This is a genomic window from Streptomyces sparsogenes, assembly GCF_001704635.1.
Taxonomy (GTDB): Bacteria; Actinomycetota; Actinomycetes; order Streptomycetales; family Streptomycetaceae; genus Streptomyces; species Streptomyces sparsogenes.
In genome coordinates this window covers 24,505-37,840 of record NZ_MAXF01000118.1, presented here as the reverse complement: position 1 = coordinate 37,840, position 13,336 = coordinate 24,505, and the positions used below count along the sequence as shown (strand labels likewise).

At 73.3% G+C, this 13,336-nt stretch carries 10 protein-coding genes; 5 read left to right on the top strand and 5 right to left on the bottom strand.

The features are described from left to right. Positions 1 to 2 precede the first annotated feature (2 nt). Both BBH68_RS24410 and BBH68_RS24405 read right to left on the bottom strand, forming a co-directional pair. Complete coding sequence (locus tag BBH68_RS24410) at positions 3 to 1,841, bottom strand: AMP-binding protein (protein WP_079151171.1); 1,839 nt, start codon at positions 1,839 to 1,841, stop codon at positions 3 to 5. Between the two features lie 37 nt (positions 1,842 to 1,878). After that, the gene (locus BBH68_RS24405) at positions 1,879 to 3,585 is read right to left on the bottom strand and encodes an AMP-binding protein (RefSeq protein WP_065965638.1); all 1,707 of its coding nucleotides are present in this window, start codon (positions 3,583 to 3,585) and stop codon (positions 1,879 to 1,881) included. Between the two features lie 100 nt (positions 3,586 to 3,685). Between BBH68_RS24405 and BBH68_RS24400 the strand changes: the two genes are divergently transcribed. Both BBH68_RS24400 and BBH68_RS24395 read left to right on the top strand, forming a co-directional pair. Then, the gene (locus BBH68_RS24400; RefSeq protein WP_065965637.1) at positions 3,686 to 4,528 is read left to right on the top strand and encodes a helix-turn-helix transcriptional regulator; all 843 of its coding nucleotides are present in this window, start codon (positions 3,686 to 3,688) and stop codon (positions 4,526 to 4,528) included. A 228-nt stretch (positions 4,529 to 4,756) separates the two neighbouring features. Then, positions 4,757 to 5,950: a magnesium and cobalt transport protein CorA gene (locus BBH68_RS24395; protein WP_065965636.1), complete on the top strand. Its 1,194-nt coding sequence runs from the start codon at positions 4,757 to 4,759 to the stop codon at positions 5,948 to 5,950. Between the two features lie 118 nt (positions 5,951 to 6,068). Here the strand turns inward: BBH68_RS24395 and BBH68_RS24390 are convergent, their stop codons facing one another. After that, positions 6,069 to 7,184, bottom strand: a complete 1,116-nt coding sequence (locus BBH68_RS24390) for a winged helix DNA-binding domain-containing protein (RefSeq protein ID WP_065965635.1) — start codon at positions 7,182 to 7,184, stop codon at positions 6,069 to 6,071. A gap of 195 nt (positions 7,185 to 7,379) precedes the next feature. Here BBH68_RS24390 and BBH68_RS24385 point away from each other — a divergent pair, with 195 nt between their 5' ends. The 3 genes from BBH68_RS24385 to BBH68_RS24375 all read left to right on the top strand — a co-directional run bounded on the left by BBH68_RS24385 (position 7,380) and on the right by BBH68_RS24375 (position 10,280). Beyond that, positions 7,380 to 8,267 (top strand): phosphatidylinositol-specific phospholipase C, encoded by an 888-nt coding sequence (locus BBH68_RS24385; protein ID WP_065965634.1) that lies wholly within the window; start codon positions 7,380 to 7,382, stop codon positions 8,265 to 8,267. A gap of 253 nt (positions 8,268 to 8,520) precedes the next feature. Next, positions 8,521 to 9,747: an MFS transporter gene (locus BBH68_RS24380; protein WP_065965677.1), complete on the top strand. Its 1,227-nt coding sequence runs from the start codon at positions 8,521 to 8,523 to the stop codon at positions 9,745 to 9,747. 137 nt (positions 9,748 to 9,884) lie between these two features. Beyond that, the gene (locus BBH68_RS24375; protein WP_065965633.1) at positions 9,885 to 10,280 is read left to right on the top strand and encodes a tautomerase family protein; all 396 of its coding nucleotides are present in this window, start codon (positions 9,885 to 9,887) and stop codon (positions 10,278 to 10,280) included. 7 nt (positions 10,281 to 10,287) lie between these two features. Here the strand turns inward: BBH68_RS24375 and BBH68_RS44550 are convergent, their stop codons facing one another. Both BBH68_RS44550 and BBH68_RS24365 read right to left on the bottom strand, forming a co-directional pair. After that, complete coding sequence (locus tag BBH68_RS44550) at positions 10,288 to 12,012, bottom strand: glycoside hydrolase family 6 protein (protein WP_425428839.1); 1,725 nt, start codon at positions 12,010 to 12,012, stop codon at positions 10,288 to 10,290. A 123-nt stretch (positions 12,013 to 12,135) separates the two neighbouring features. Then, a complete protein-coding gene (locus BBH68_RS24365) occupies positions 12,136 to 13,290 on the bottom strand; it encodes an XdhC family protein (protein ID WP_065965631.1) in 1,155 nt (384 codons plus the stop codon). Between the last annotated feature and the right edge of the window lie 46 nt (positions 13,291 to 13,336).

Sequence of the window (13,336 nt, the reverse complement as noted above, 5' to 3'; positions counted from 1 at the left end):
CGTCAGCGCAGGGGAACCGCCTGGGTGTCGGCGGCGTCCGTACGGGCGTCCCGCAGCCGGACCGCGTCCCCGATGCCCGCCTCGCGCAGCTCGACCTTGCGGACCTTGCCGCTGACGGTCCTCGGGAAGGCCTCCATGATGCGCAGATAGCGGGGCACCTTGTAGTGCGCGAGGCGGCCCCGGCAGAAGCGGGCCAGCTCGTCACGGCTGAGCGACCTGGCGCCTTCCCGCAGGATGACGCAGGCCAGGATCTCCTCGCCGTACTTCTCGTCCGGCACGCCGACGACCTGCACATCGGCGATCTTCGGATGGGTGTACAGGAACTCCTCGATCTCCCGCGGGTACACGTTCTCCCCGCCCCGGACGATCATGTCCTTCATCCGGCCGACGATCCGGACGTAGCCGTCCTCGTCCATCACCGCGAGGTCGCCGGTGTGCATCCAGCGCCCGGCGTCGATCACCTCGGCGGTCCGCTCGGGCTCCTCCCAGTAGCCGAGCATCACCGAGTAGCCGCGGGTGCACAGCTCGCCGCGGGTGCCGCGGGGCACCGTCACGCCGGTCACCGGGTCCACGACCTTGATCTCGATATGCGGCAGCACCCGGCCGACCGTGCCGGTGCGGTGCCGCAGGTCGTCGTCGCGGCGGGTCTGGATGGACACCGGCGAGAGCTCGGTCATGCCGTAGAAGGCCGACACCTCGGCCATGTGCATCTCCTCCACCACGCGCCGCATGACCTCCGGCGGGCAGGTGGCCCCGGCGATGATCCCGGTGCGCAGGGAGGAGAGGTCGTACGCGTCGAAGTCGGGCAGCCCGAGTTCGGCGATGAACATCGTCGGGACGCCGTACAGCGAGGTGCAGCGCTCCTGCTCGACGGCGCGCAGCGTGGCGGCCGGGTCGAAGGTGGGGGCGGGGATGACGATGCAGGCGCCGTGGCTGGTGGCGCCCAGGTTGCCGGTCACCATGCCGAAGCAGTGGGAGAAGGGGACCGGCAGGCAGACCCGGTCCTGGGGGGTGTAGCCGAGCGTCTCCCCGACCGAGTAACCGTTGTTGAGGATGTTGTGGTGGGAGAGCGTGGCGCCCTTGGGGAGGCCGGTCGTGCCGGAGGTGTACTGGATGTTGACCGGGTCGTCGCAGGACAGCCGGGCCTCGCGCTCGAGCAGCCGCTCGCGTGACACATCGGCGCCCGCGCGGATCAGCCCGTCCCAGGTGCGGTCGCCGATGTAGATGACGTCGCGCAGGGCGGGACACTCGGAGCGCACCTGTTCGACCATGCGGCGGTAGTCGCTGGTCCGGTGCTCGGTCGAGGAGATCAGGACGGAGATGCCGGCCCGCCGGAGCCTGAGCTTCAGCTCGTGGACCCGGTAGGCGGGGTTGATGTTGACCATGATGGCGCCGATGCGGGCGGTGGCGTACTGCACCAGCACCCACTCGGCGCAGTTGACCGCCCAGATCCCGACCCGGTCGCCCTTGCCGACGCCCTTGGCCATCAGCCCGAGCGCGACCTCCTCGACGGCCCGGCCGAACTCGGTGTAGGTCCAGCGGCGTCCGCTGGGGAGGTCGACAAGAGCCTCGCGCTCCCCGAACCGCTCGATGGCGCGGGCCAGATTGGCGCCGATGGTGTCGCCGAGCAGCGGGACCTCGCCGGCCCCGCTCGCGTACGCCAGGGCGGGCGCGGGCGCGGCGGCCCCGGCAGTGGCGGCGGTCCCGGCGGAGGCGGCGGTCCCGGTCGAACCGGTGGTCCGGGTCGAAGCGGAGGGGTCTGTGGGGGCGGCGGTGTCAGCCGGGTCCTGCGGGCCGGATGAGCCCGATGGGCCTGAGGGGTCGGCCGGGCGGTCCGTCATGAGTACTCCTCGTGATCGCGTGGTGAGTGCGGGTCGGTCATGAGGTCTCCTCATGAAACTCGACACCATCGCCGCGCAGGGTGCGCTCGCGTAGCTCTATACGGCGGATTTTGCCGGAGACGGTCTTGGGAAGTTCCGCGAATTCCAGTCGACGAACACGCTTGTAGGGGGCAAGGACCGCCCGTGAGTGGGCGAACAGGACCTTGGCCGTCTCCGGCCCCGGCTCCCACCCCTCGGCCAGCACGACATACGCCTTCGGCACGGCCAGCCGCAGCGGGTCGGGCGCCGGGACCACGGCCGCCTCGGCGACCGCCTCGTGCTCCAGGAGGGCGCTCTCCAGCTCGAACGGGGAGATCTTGTAGTCGGAGGCCTTGAAGACGTCGTCGGCGCGGCCGACGTAGGTGATGTAGCCGTCCGCGTCGCGCGCTCCGATGTCGCCGGTGCGGTAGTAGCCGCCCGCCGTCACCTCGGCGGTGCGCTCCTCGTCGCCCTCGTACCCCGTCATCAGGCCGACCGGGCGGCCCGAGGGGCCCGACAGGTCGAGGCAGATCTCGCCCTCGTCGCCCGGCTGCCCGGTGACCGGGTCCAGCAGGGTGACCGCGAAGCCGGGGCTCGGGCGGCCCATCGAGCCGGTCTTGAGCGGCTGCCCCGGGGTGTTGGCGACCTGGACGGAGGTCTCGGTCTGGCCGAAGCCGTCCCTGATGGTCACCCCCCAGGCGCGCCGCACATGCTCGATGACCTCCGGATTCAGCGGCTCACCGGCCGCCACCGCCTCCCGGGGCGGGGTGCTCAGCTGGGTCAGGTCGGCCTGGATGAGCATCCGCCACACGGTCGGCGGAGCGCAGAAGGTGGTCACCGCGCAGCGGTCCATCTCGGCCATGAGACGGGCGGCGTCGAAGCGCGTGTAGTTGTACACGAACACGGTCGCCTCGGCGTTCCAGGGGGCGAAGAGGTTGGACCAGGCGTGCTTCGCCCAGCCCGGGGAGGAGATGTTGAGGTGCACGTCGCCCGGGATCAGCCCGATCCAGTACATCGTCGACAGATGGCCGATGGGGTACGTGGTGTGGGTGTGCTGGACCAGTTTGGGGCGGGCGGTGGTGCCCGAGGTGAAGTAGAGCATCAGGGGGTCGTCGGCCAGGGTCGGGCCGTCCGGCACGAAGGCCGGGTCCGGTGCCCCGGGCGCCTCCGTGCCGAGGCCGGTGCCCGCGTCCTCGTAGGCCAGCCAGCCCTCCGGGGCGCCGCCGACCGCGATGCGCGTGTAGTCCCCCGGCACCTCGGCGAACTTGGCCGCGTCCCCGGCCCGCACGATCACATGCGCGGCCCGGCCGCGCTCCACCCGGTCGGCGAGGTCCAGCGGGCCCAGCAGCGGGGTGGCGGGGATGACGACGGCCCGCAGCTTCATGGCCGCCAGCGCCGTCTCCCACAGCTCGGCCTGGTTGCCGAGCATGACCACGATGCGGTCCCCCGCCCGCACCCCCTGGGCGCGCAGCCAGAGCGCGGCCCGGTCGGAGCGGCGGCGCATCTCCTCGAAGCTGATCCGCGTCTCGAGGCCGTCTTCCTCGACGATGTGCAGGGCGGTACGGTCGTTCCCCCGCGCGATCCGGTCGAACCAGTCCAGTGCCCAGTTGAACTCGGCGGGACGCGGCCATCTGAAACCCTCGTACGCCGCCGTGTAGTCGTCGCGATGCGCCAGGAGGAAGTCCCGGGCTGCCCGGAAACTCTGGGTCCGGCCGTTTGCTGTCACATCTCCTCCTGATTGCCGTGCTGCTCGCTAGCATCGTGCGACGGGTGATCTGGGTCTCACCACCCCCGGACGGGGGTGGTGGCATTTCGGGGAGGTGGCCGTGGCGGAATCGGACCGGGCGGTGGATGTGCGGACGGCCCTGCTGCGGATGCGGCGGCGCGGCGGGCTGCCCGTCGCGTTCGGCGGGCTGTTCTCCGGCGCGCGGCAGTTCCGCATCTCCGAGCTGACCGGCACCACCACGAACTCCCTGCGCGGGCTCGCCATCACCCCCGGCAACGGCCTGGGCGGCAAGGTGATCACCATGTCCCGGCCGATCTCGGTGTCCGACTACCCGACCTCGCGGGCGATCAGCCACGAGTACGACGCGGCGGTCGGCGCCGAGGGCCTGCGCTCGATACTGGCGGTGCCGGTGGTGGTGCGCGGCCGGGTGCGCGGGGTGCTGTACGGGGCGCTGCGCCAGCCGATCGCCCTCGGCGACCGGGCGCTGAACGCGGCGATGGAGGTGGCCCGCGAGCTGGAGCAGTCGCTGGCGGTGCAGGACGAGTCGCAGCGGCTGCTGACCGTGGCGCAGCAGCCGCCCGAGGCGGATCCGGCGCTGTGGGAAGAGGTGCGCGAGGCGCACGGCGACCTGCGGGCGCTGGCCCAGCAGGTCGCCGATCCACAGCTGCGGGAGCGGATCCTCAGCGCCTGCGGGCGGCTGGCCAGGGCCTCCGCCGGCGGCGCGGGGGACGCGCCGGCCCGGCCGGGGGTGGAGCTGTCGCCGCGCGAGGTGGACGTGCTGGCGTGCGTGGCGTCGGGGGCCACGAACTCGGCGGCCGCGGACCGGCTGGGGCTGCGGCCGGAGACGGTGAAGAGCTATCTGCGCTCGTCCATGCGGAAGTTGGGGGCGCACACCCGGCTGCACGCGGTGGTGGAGGCGCGGCGGGCGGGGCTGCTGCCGTAGCCACTCGGCGAGGCGGGGCGCGACGCGGCGGGGCGGGGCGGGGCGGGGCGCGACGGGGTGGGGCGGATGTAGTGCGGGGCTGCTGCCGTAGCCCCGCGCAGGGGCGCGGCTCCCGGCGACCCGGGCGGGTCCCGGACATTTGGGGTGTATATCCTGCCTTGAGGTCAGTGCGCCCGCGGTGTGCCCGGCTGCCCGCCCCCCGCGCCTGCTACTCGTGAGGATCCCTCCATGTCAGAGCATCGTTCCCGGTCCCCGCGCACCCCGCGGAAGCCCTCCTGGCTGCGTCCCGCCCCGGGCCGTGGCGGCTCAGGCGCGCCCCGGCCCGGGGCGGGCCCGGCCGAGCCGCCGGGCGCCGAGCCGCGCGACGCCGCCCCGGGCGCCCGGGTGGCGGCGGAGGACGAGCGCAGCGTGGTCGACGCCGCGGTCTACCGGGACGGGCGCCGGGTCGGCACGCCCGGCACGCTGGCCGCCACCTACCGCCGGCTGCGCGAGGAGCCGGGGGCCATGGCCTGGATCGGACTGCTGCGGCCCAGCGAGGCGGAGCTGCTCTCGCTCGCGGACGAGTTCGACCTGCACAAGCTGGCCATCGAGGACGCGATGGAGGCCCACCAGCGGCCCAAGCTGGAGCGCTACGGCGACACGCTGTTCGTGGTGCTGCGCGCGGCCCGCTACCTCGACGCGCCCGAGGAGGTCGACTTCGGCGAGCTGCACGTCTTCGTCGGCCCCGATTTCGTGATCACGGTCCGGCACGGCGCCGCCCCCGACCTGTCCGCGGTGCGCCGCCGCATGGAGGCCACGCCCGAGCTGCTGGCGCTCGGCCCGGAGGCGGTGCTGTACGCGATCCTGGACTCGGTGGTGGACGGGTACGCCCCGGTGGTCGCGGGCGTGCAGAACGACATCGACGAGATCGAGACCGAGGTGTTCCGCGGCGACCCCGAGGTGTCCCGCCGCATCTATGAACTCTCCCGCGAGATGGTGGAGTTCCAGCGCGCGACCCGCCCGCTGGTGGGGATGTTGCACGGGCTGATGGCCGGGTTCGACAAGTACGGCACCGACGAGGAGCTGCAGCGCTATCTGCGCGATGTGGCCGACCACGTCACCCACACCAGCGAGCGCGTGGACGGCTTCCGCTCGGCCCTGACCGACATCCTCGCGGTCAACGCCACCCTGGTCACCCAGCAGCAGAACGCGGAGATGCGGGCGCTGGCCGAGGCGGGCTTCGAGCAGAACGAGGAGGTCAAGAAGATCTCCGCCTGGGCAGCCATCCTCTTCGCCCCCACGCTGGTCGGCACCATCTACGGGATGAACTTCACCCACATGCCGGAGTTGCACTGGGTCTTCGGCTACCCCTTCGCGATCCTGCTGATGGCCGTGGTCTGCGTGAGCCTGTACCTGGTGTTCAAGCGGCGCGACTGGCTCTGACCGCTGGCGCCCGAATGTTGGGGGATACGGCACGACGGCCGGCGCCGCTTGGCACACTATTTTGATCAGATCTGATCGGCCATCCGATCGGCCCGGATCAGAACAGACCCGGATCTGATCATTCGGCCACCGGGTCGAACCGCACCTCCCGCTCCCCCGCCTCGGGGTCGGTCACCGCGAGCAGCCGTGTGCCCTCGGCCTCCAGGGCCTCCCGGTCGGCGGCGCCCAGCCGAATGAACGGGGCCACGCGCAGCACCGCCGCGCCGCGGGCGCGCTCGATCTTCCATATCCCGGCGACGAAGCCGTCCACCAGGATGGTGCCGCGCACGACGCCGTTGTCGCCCATCACCCGCCGCCGGTAGCCGTCGGCGAGGATGCGGGCCCGGTCGGCGTGCGAGAGCAGCAGGTTGTCGAAGTCGGCGACCAGGCGGGCCGGGACGGGGGTCTCGGGGTCGGGGAGCGACGCGTCCGCCGGGTCGTACAGCACGCGCCCGCTCTCGTCCCGGTACCTCCGCAGGCGGGGTCCCAGCCGCTCGACCACCTCGCGCAGCCCGGTCAGCCCGCACCACTTCTGCATGTCCGCGACGGTGGCGGGCCCGAAGGCGGCGAGATAGCGCAGCACCATCGCGTCCGGGGAGGGGTCGGCGTCCAGCGGCCGGCCCAGCCAGTCCTCGACGGTCGCGTACCGGGGCCCGCCGCTCTTCCCCCACAGCCCGCGCGGCGGCACCTGCACCAGCGGCACCCACAGCCGCACCGCGTCGACCAGCGCGCCGGGATCCGCGTCCGGCCACCGGGGGCCGAGTTCGGCGCGCAGCTCGGCCGGGCCGAGCGCGCCGTCCGCGAGCAGCTCGCGGACGGTCTTCACCAGCTCCTCCCGCGCCGCGCCGGACAGCAGGCGGGCGAAGGGGGTGCCGCGGAACTGCTTGTCGAGCATGGGCTGGACGAGCGGCCGCAGCCGCAGCGCGTCGGCCGCGGTGACGAGGTGCACGGTGCCGCGCATCAGCACCAACCGGACGACCTCCCGCTCGCGCGTCAGCCGGGACAGCTCCTCGAAGTCGAAGCCCTCCAGGCGCGTCCACAGGCCGATGTACGGGGCGCCGGGCGCCTGGGACTGCATGCCGACCAGCCGCTCGATCACCTCGGGCGCGGTGAGGGACGGGGAGCGGTCCAGCAGCAGTTGGCGCTGGAGCAGGGCCCGGTTGAGGGCTCGCGGGCCGAGCACGTCGTTCGTCATGCGCTCACAGTAGGGCGCCTTGCGGTCAGCTTCTGTCCTCAGCCGATCCTCTCCCTTCCCTCCCTTCCCTCTCTTCCCTCCCTTCGCCCCCGGAGCCGCGCCGGCGGCACGGGAGAGCACAACTGGCGTTTTCCCGGCGCGTGTTGTGCTTCGATGCCCTCCGGCGACTCACACCACAGCGACGGGAGACGACGCATGGACCGGCGAGGGTTTCTCAGAGGCGCGGCCGCGGTGTCCGCGGCGGGGCTGTTCTCCACCGCGGGCCAGGCGGCCACGGCCACCGCGGCACCGAGGGTGCTCACCACCCAGGACTGGCTGTCGGGCATCGCGGACGCCACCCCCGTCCAGCGGCTGACGCTGCCGGGCACCCATGACTCCGGCGCCCGCTACGGAGGCCCCTGGACGGAGTGCCAGAACACCACCATCGCCGATCAGCTGAACAGCGGCATACGCTTCCTCGACATCCGCTGCCGCGCCTTCGAGGGCGCCTTCCCCATCCACCACGGCGCCTTCTACCAGCACCTCAACTTCGACGACGTCCTCACCGCCTGCCGCTCCTTCCTGACCGCGCACCCCTCCGAGACCGTGCTCATGCGCGTCAAGCAGGAGTACTCCGAGGAGAGCGCCGCGGAGTTCCGCCGCATCTTCGACACCTACCTGGACGGCAAGGGCTGGCGACCGCTGTTCCGCCTCGACGCCACGCTCCCGACCCTGGGCGAGGCCCGCGGCAGGGTCGTCCTGCTCGCCGACTCCGACAACATGCCGGGGGTGCGGTACGCCGACGCGCGGCTCTTCGACATCCAGGACGAATACATGGCGGAGCCGTTCGGCAAGTGGCCGAAGATCCAGGCCCAGTTCCGCAAGGCCGCCACCCAGCCCGGCAAGCTCTTCCTCAACTACGTCTCGACCGCCGCCCTGCTCCCGCCCCGCTCCAACGCGGACCGGTTGAACCCGCAGGTCAAGAGCTTCCTTCAGAGCTCCGAGGCCAGCGGCTGGACCGGTCTGGGCGTGGTGCCGATGGACTTCCCGAACACCGTGTCCGGGCTCGTCGACACCCTCATCCGGCACAACCCGGCGGCCTGACCCGGCCCACCGCGTCCCCCGCACCCGCACCCGCACCCGCACCCGCCAAGCAGGCGGGTGCGGTCTGCGGTCGCTCATCTCCAGCAGAGATAACCATTATCGACGACCATCGCCACGACTGCGGAAGAACGGGACCCGCCGCGCGCTTGATGCCAGGTGAAAGCAGCAAGAAAGACGCTCGATCCACCAGGCATCCCCCGAGCCGGCCCCCGGCTCGCTCCCCGAAGAAGGTCCCGTGTCCCAGTCAACCGCTCTGCGCACATCACCGCGCGCCGCCGACAGCCGCCTGGCTCCCCATGGCGTACCGGGCTGGCTGATCGCGCTGCTGGCCGTCGCCTCCGGCATGACGGTCGCCAACCTGTACTACGCGCAGCCCCTGCTGTCGTCCCTGCGCGACGTCTTCCACATCAGCACCGCCACCGCGGGCGCCCTGATCACCCTCACCCAGGTCGGCTATGTGATCGGCATGCTCTTCCTGGTCCCGCTCGGCGACCGGCTGGAGAAGCGCGGGCTGATCACCGCGCTGCTGACCATCACCACCCTCTCCCTGGTGGCGGCCGGGCTGGCGACCAGCTTCCCCATGCTGCTGGCCGCCTCGCTGATCAGCGGCGCCACCTCCGTGGTGGCCCAGATCCTCGTGCCGTTCGCCGCGAGCCTGGCCCCCGACCACGCCCGCGGGCGGATCGTGGGGCGGGTGATGAGCGGTCTGCTCACCGGGATCCTGCTGTCCCGCACCGTCAGCAGCCTGGTGTCCGACGTCGCGGGCTGGCGCGTCGTCTACCTGGGCTCCGCCGTGCTCATGGCCGCCCTGGCCCTGGCCCTGCGGGCGGCGCTGCCCCAGCACGCGCCCACCACCTCCGTGCCGTACCACCACGTGCTGCGCTCCACCGTCGCGCTGGTGCGCACCCACCCGGCGCTGCTGCGCCGGGGTCTGTACCAGGCCGCGATGTTCGGCGCGTTCAGCGCCTTCTGGACCACCGTCTCGTACGTCCTCACCGGGCCGCACTTCCACTACTCCCCCGTGGGCGTCGGCATCTTCGCCCTCGTCGGAGCCGCCGGGGCGGCCGTCGCCCCGCTCGCCGGCCGCTGGGCCGACCGCGAGCTCGTCCGCCCCATGACCGGCGTCGCCTTCGCCGTCGCCGCGGTGGCCTTCGCCGTCGCGGGCTTCGGTCAGCACAGCGTGGTGCTGCTGGCGCTCGCCGCCGTCCTCGTCGACACGGCCGTGCAGACCACCCTCATCCTCGGGCAGCACACCATCTACCAGCTCGACCCCAACGCCCGGGCCCGGCTCAACTCGGCCTTCATCGCCACCTTCTTCATCGGCGGCGCGCTCGGCTCGCAGCTCGGCTCGCTCGCCTACCGGGCCGGCGGCTGGAGCACGGTCACCCTCCTCGGCGCGGCCCTGCCGCTCCTCGCCCTCCTGTACTGGACCACCGAGCGCCGCGGCGCCGGCCGGCGCCCGGCCCGTACGTCCGACTGACGCGTGCCGGGTGAGGCGCGCCGGATGAGGTGCGCCGGGTGACGCCGGGAATCGCCGGGTTGACATGGTCAACCCGGCGATTTAGCTTTGCTTGCAAATATTATTTGCTTTCAAAGCTATTACCTGGGGGTGGCGTCATGCCGCATCTGACCGTTCATGTCCTCGAGAGCGACCTCGCCGGCCGGGAGACCGACCTGATCGAAGCCCTGACCGACGCGGTCGTCGCGGTCTACGGGGAGTGGGCGCGGGACATCGTGGACGTGCGCCTGATCGGCCTGCCGGCGGGCCGCTGGGGCATCGGCGGCAAGCCGGCGGAGGCGCCGGCGCCGAGCGTGACGTTCGGCATCAAAGAGGCCGCCTTCAGCCGGCCGGACGCGGAGGAGATCGTGGCCCGGCTGATCTCCGAGGTCACGGACGCGGTGGTCGCCGTGTTCGGCGAACGCGTCCGTTCCGGTGTGAGCGTGGAACTGGTGGGCACGCCGGCGGGCCGCAGCGGCATCGGTGGCGTGCTGGTCGCGCCCGCGGCGTCCTGACGTACGGTCACAGCGAGGGGCGGGCGAAGCGGACCAGCTCCAGGGCCTGTTCGGGGAACCACTGGCCCGCCTCCGGGTCGACCGTCCCCCGCTCCGGGTCCCGGGGGCCCGCCGTGCCGCGCAGGCACTGACCGTCCGACTCGCCCGGGGTCTTCACCCACAGCGCGGCGTCGTGCAGCGGATCGCCCGTCCTGGTGGTGGGACGGATCCCCAGGCCGCGGCCGGGAGGGTTGCACCAGGGCTGGGGGTCGGCGTGGCTGCCGGCCCGGGGTGTCCACGGACCGCGGCCGTTGCGGCTGGTGTCGGTGACGAAGTGCTTCATCTCCTCCGGCTCGTCGAGCACATGGATCTCCAGCCACCGCTCGGCGCGCAGCCGCGGCCACCGCTGGTCGGGGCAGTCCATGATGTCGCCGCCGTCGGCCACGTAGGCCAGGCAGGAGGAGATGAGCCGGCCGTACCAGGCGTTGTCCTCGTCGGTCTGGTAGTGGGAGACGTTGATCGCGAAGCCGGTCGCGTGGTCCACGCCCGCGTGGAGCAGGCGGCCCACGATGCCGGTGACGGAGTGCCAGCCCGCGTGTCCGGCGTCCAGGTAGACCTTGGCGCCGGGCAGCGGTTCGAGGGTGTCGACCGCGTAGTGGATCTCCGCGTAGCGGGCGGCGGTACGGGCCCTCAGCTCGGCGGGGGTGGGCGCGGGCCGAACCGTGGGCTGAGTGGGCTGAGTGGGCTGGGTGGGTCGCGCGGATTGCGTGGGCTTCACGGTGCCGCCGGCCGCGGGCCGGCCCGGGTGCGGGTCGGCGTGCTGCCCGGCGGGTTGCTCGGCGTGCTGCCCGGCGGGTTGGCCGGCGGGGCGGCCGCCCGGCGTGTCGGTGACGGTGTTGTCCGTGCCGGTACCGGTGTCGGCGCCGACGTCGGCCCGCGCGCCCCCGGGGCCCCCGGCCCGCACGTCCGCGGGCAGGTGCACGCCGACCGGCGGGGCCGCTTGTGCCGCGAGCCGCGCCTCGGCCTCCGCTTGGGCCTGCGCTTCCGCGTGTGCCAGCACGCCGCCGAGCACCCCGGCCCCGCCCGCGAACAGCTCACTGTCGAGGACATCGCCGTCCACATCGCCCTCGACACCCCCGTCGACACCGCCGTCGAGTCCCTCGCCGCCCTCCGCCGCGCCCTCCCGCTCCCCCGGGAATTCGTCCCGGGCGTCCTCGTGGTGCCCGCCGGCCGCGCCGCCCGCGCGGTCGCAGTCAGAGGGCAGCAGGGCGAGTGAGTCGGGCTCCAGGACGATGAGGGCCCGGCGGTTGCCGATGCCCCGGGCGACCGCGTCGATCCACGCCCGGTACTCCGCGGTGCCCTTCGCGCCGCCCGCCGAGTAGTTGCCGCAGTCGCGGCCGGGGGCGTTGTAGAGCGCGAGGACCGGCACCCGGCCCCGCCGGGCGGCGCGCCGGGTGGTCGCGCGGACCAGTTGCTCGACCTCCTCCGGGGTCTCGTCCCCGTACCAGACCGCGTGAGGCGTGCGGAGCATCGCGAGTACCCCGGCGGCCGCGCCGCGGTCGCCATGCCGGGCCAGCCGGGTCACCTGACGGTAGGGGGCCGTCCCGGCCGGCGGGGTGTAGAGGCGGTTCAAGGCCTCGGCCCGGGGCTCCCGGGGCACGGCCGCGTACACGGCGGCGGCGCTGGACAAGGGCAGCGCGATCGCGGCCAGAACGGCCATCGGCTTGGTGGGGATCGTCCGTCTTCTACGCACGTGCGCACTCCTCGAGCGGCGGTTTCGGGGTGGATTTCTGAGGCTCAATCAGAAACCGGGGCCCCGCAACGCGTACGTCCGCCGAGTGGCCGAACCGCTCCCCCACCAACGGGTGGCGTTCCGTCAGGCGACCGAGCCGATCGGGCCGGTCGGCCCCAGGGGCGCGGGAACGTCGTGGTGGATGGGGGTCCGCGCCCCCGTCAGGGGCGTGCCGCTGCCGCCCCGCCGGGTGGCGACGATCTCGCTCGCGATGGACAGGGCCGTCTCCTCCGGGGTGCGGGCGCCGAGGTCCAGGCCGATCGGGGAGCGCAGCCGCGCCAGTTCCCGGTCGGCGAGCCCGGCCTCGCGCAGCCGCCGCAGCCGGTCCTCGTGGGTGCGGCGCGAGCCCATCGCGCCGACGTAGGCGAGCGGCCGCCGCAGCGCCCGCTCCAGCAGCGGGATGTCGAACTTCGCGTCGTGGGTGAGCACGCACAGGACCGTACGGGCGTCGGCCTCGGTGGCGTCCAGGTAGCGGTGCGGCCACTCGACGACGACCTCGTCCGCCTCCGGGAAGCGCCGGGCGGTCGCGAAGACGGGCCGGGCGTCGCACACCGTCACGTGGTAGCCGAGGAACTTCCCGATCCGCACCAGCGCGCCCGCGAAGTCGACCGCGCCGAAGACGATCATCCGGGGTGGGGGCACGGCGGACTCGACGAGGAGGGTGAGCGGCTCGCCGCAGCGGCCGCCGTCCGCGCCGACCGTGACGGTGGCGGTGCGCCCGGCCTCCAGAAGCGCGCGGGCCTCGTCCGCCGCCGTCCGGTCCAGGGCCGGGCCGAGGCTCCCTTCGTACGAGCCGTCGGGGCGCACCAGCAGCGCGCGGCCCAGCAGCCCGGCCGGCCCCTCCACGATCCGTACGAGCGCCGCCGGGTGGCCGTGGGCGGCGGCGGACAGCGCGGCGGCGAGGACGAGGCGCGGCCCGGTGTCGGCGGCGGGCACCGGCGTGACCAGGATGTCGATGATCCCGCCGCAGGTCAGGCCCACGGCGAAGGCGTCCTCGTCGGAGTAGCCGAAGCTCTCCCGCACGGCCCGCCCGGTGCGCAGCGCGTCTTGGCACAGGTCGTAGACCGCGCCCTCCACACACCCGCCGGACACGCTGCCGACCGCCGTCCCCGCGGCGTCCACGGCCAGCGCGGCGCCCGGCTGCCGGGGCGCGCTGCCGCCGACGGACACGACCGTGGCGACGGCGAAGTCGCGCCCCTCCTCACACCAGCGGTGCAGCTCGGCAGCGATGTCCAGCATGGTGCTCAGCTCCTTGGTCGCCGGAGGGGGCGGGCGGACGCGCGGG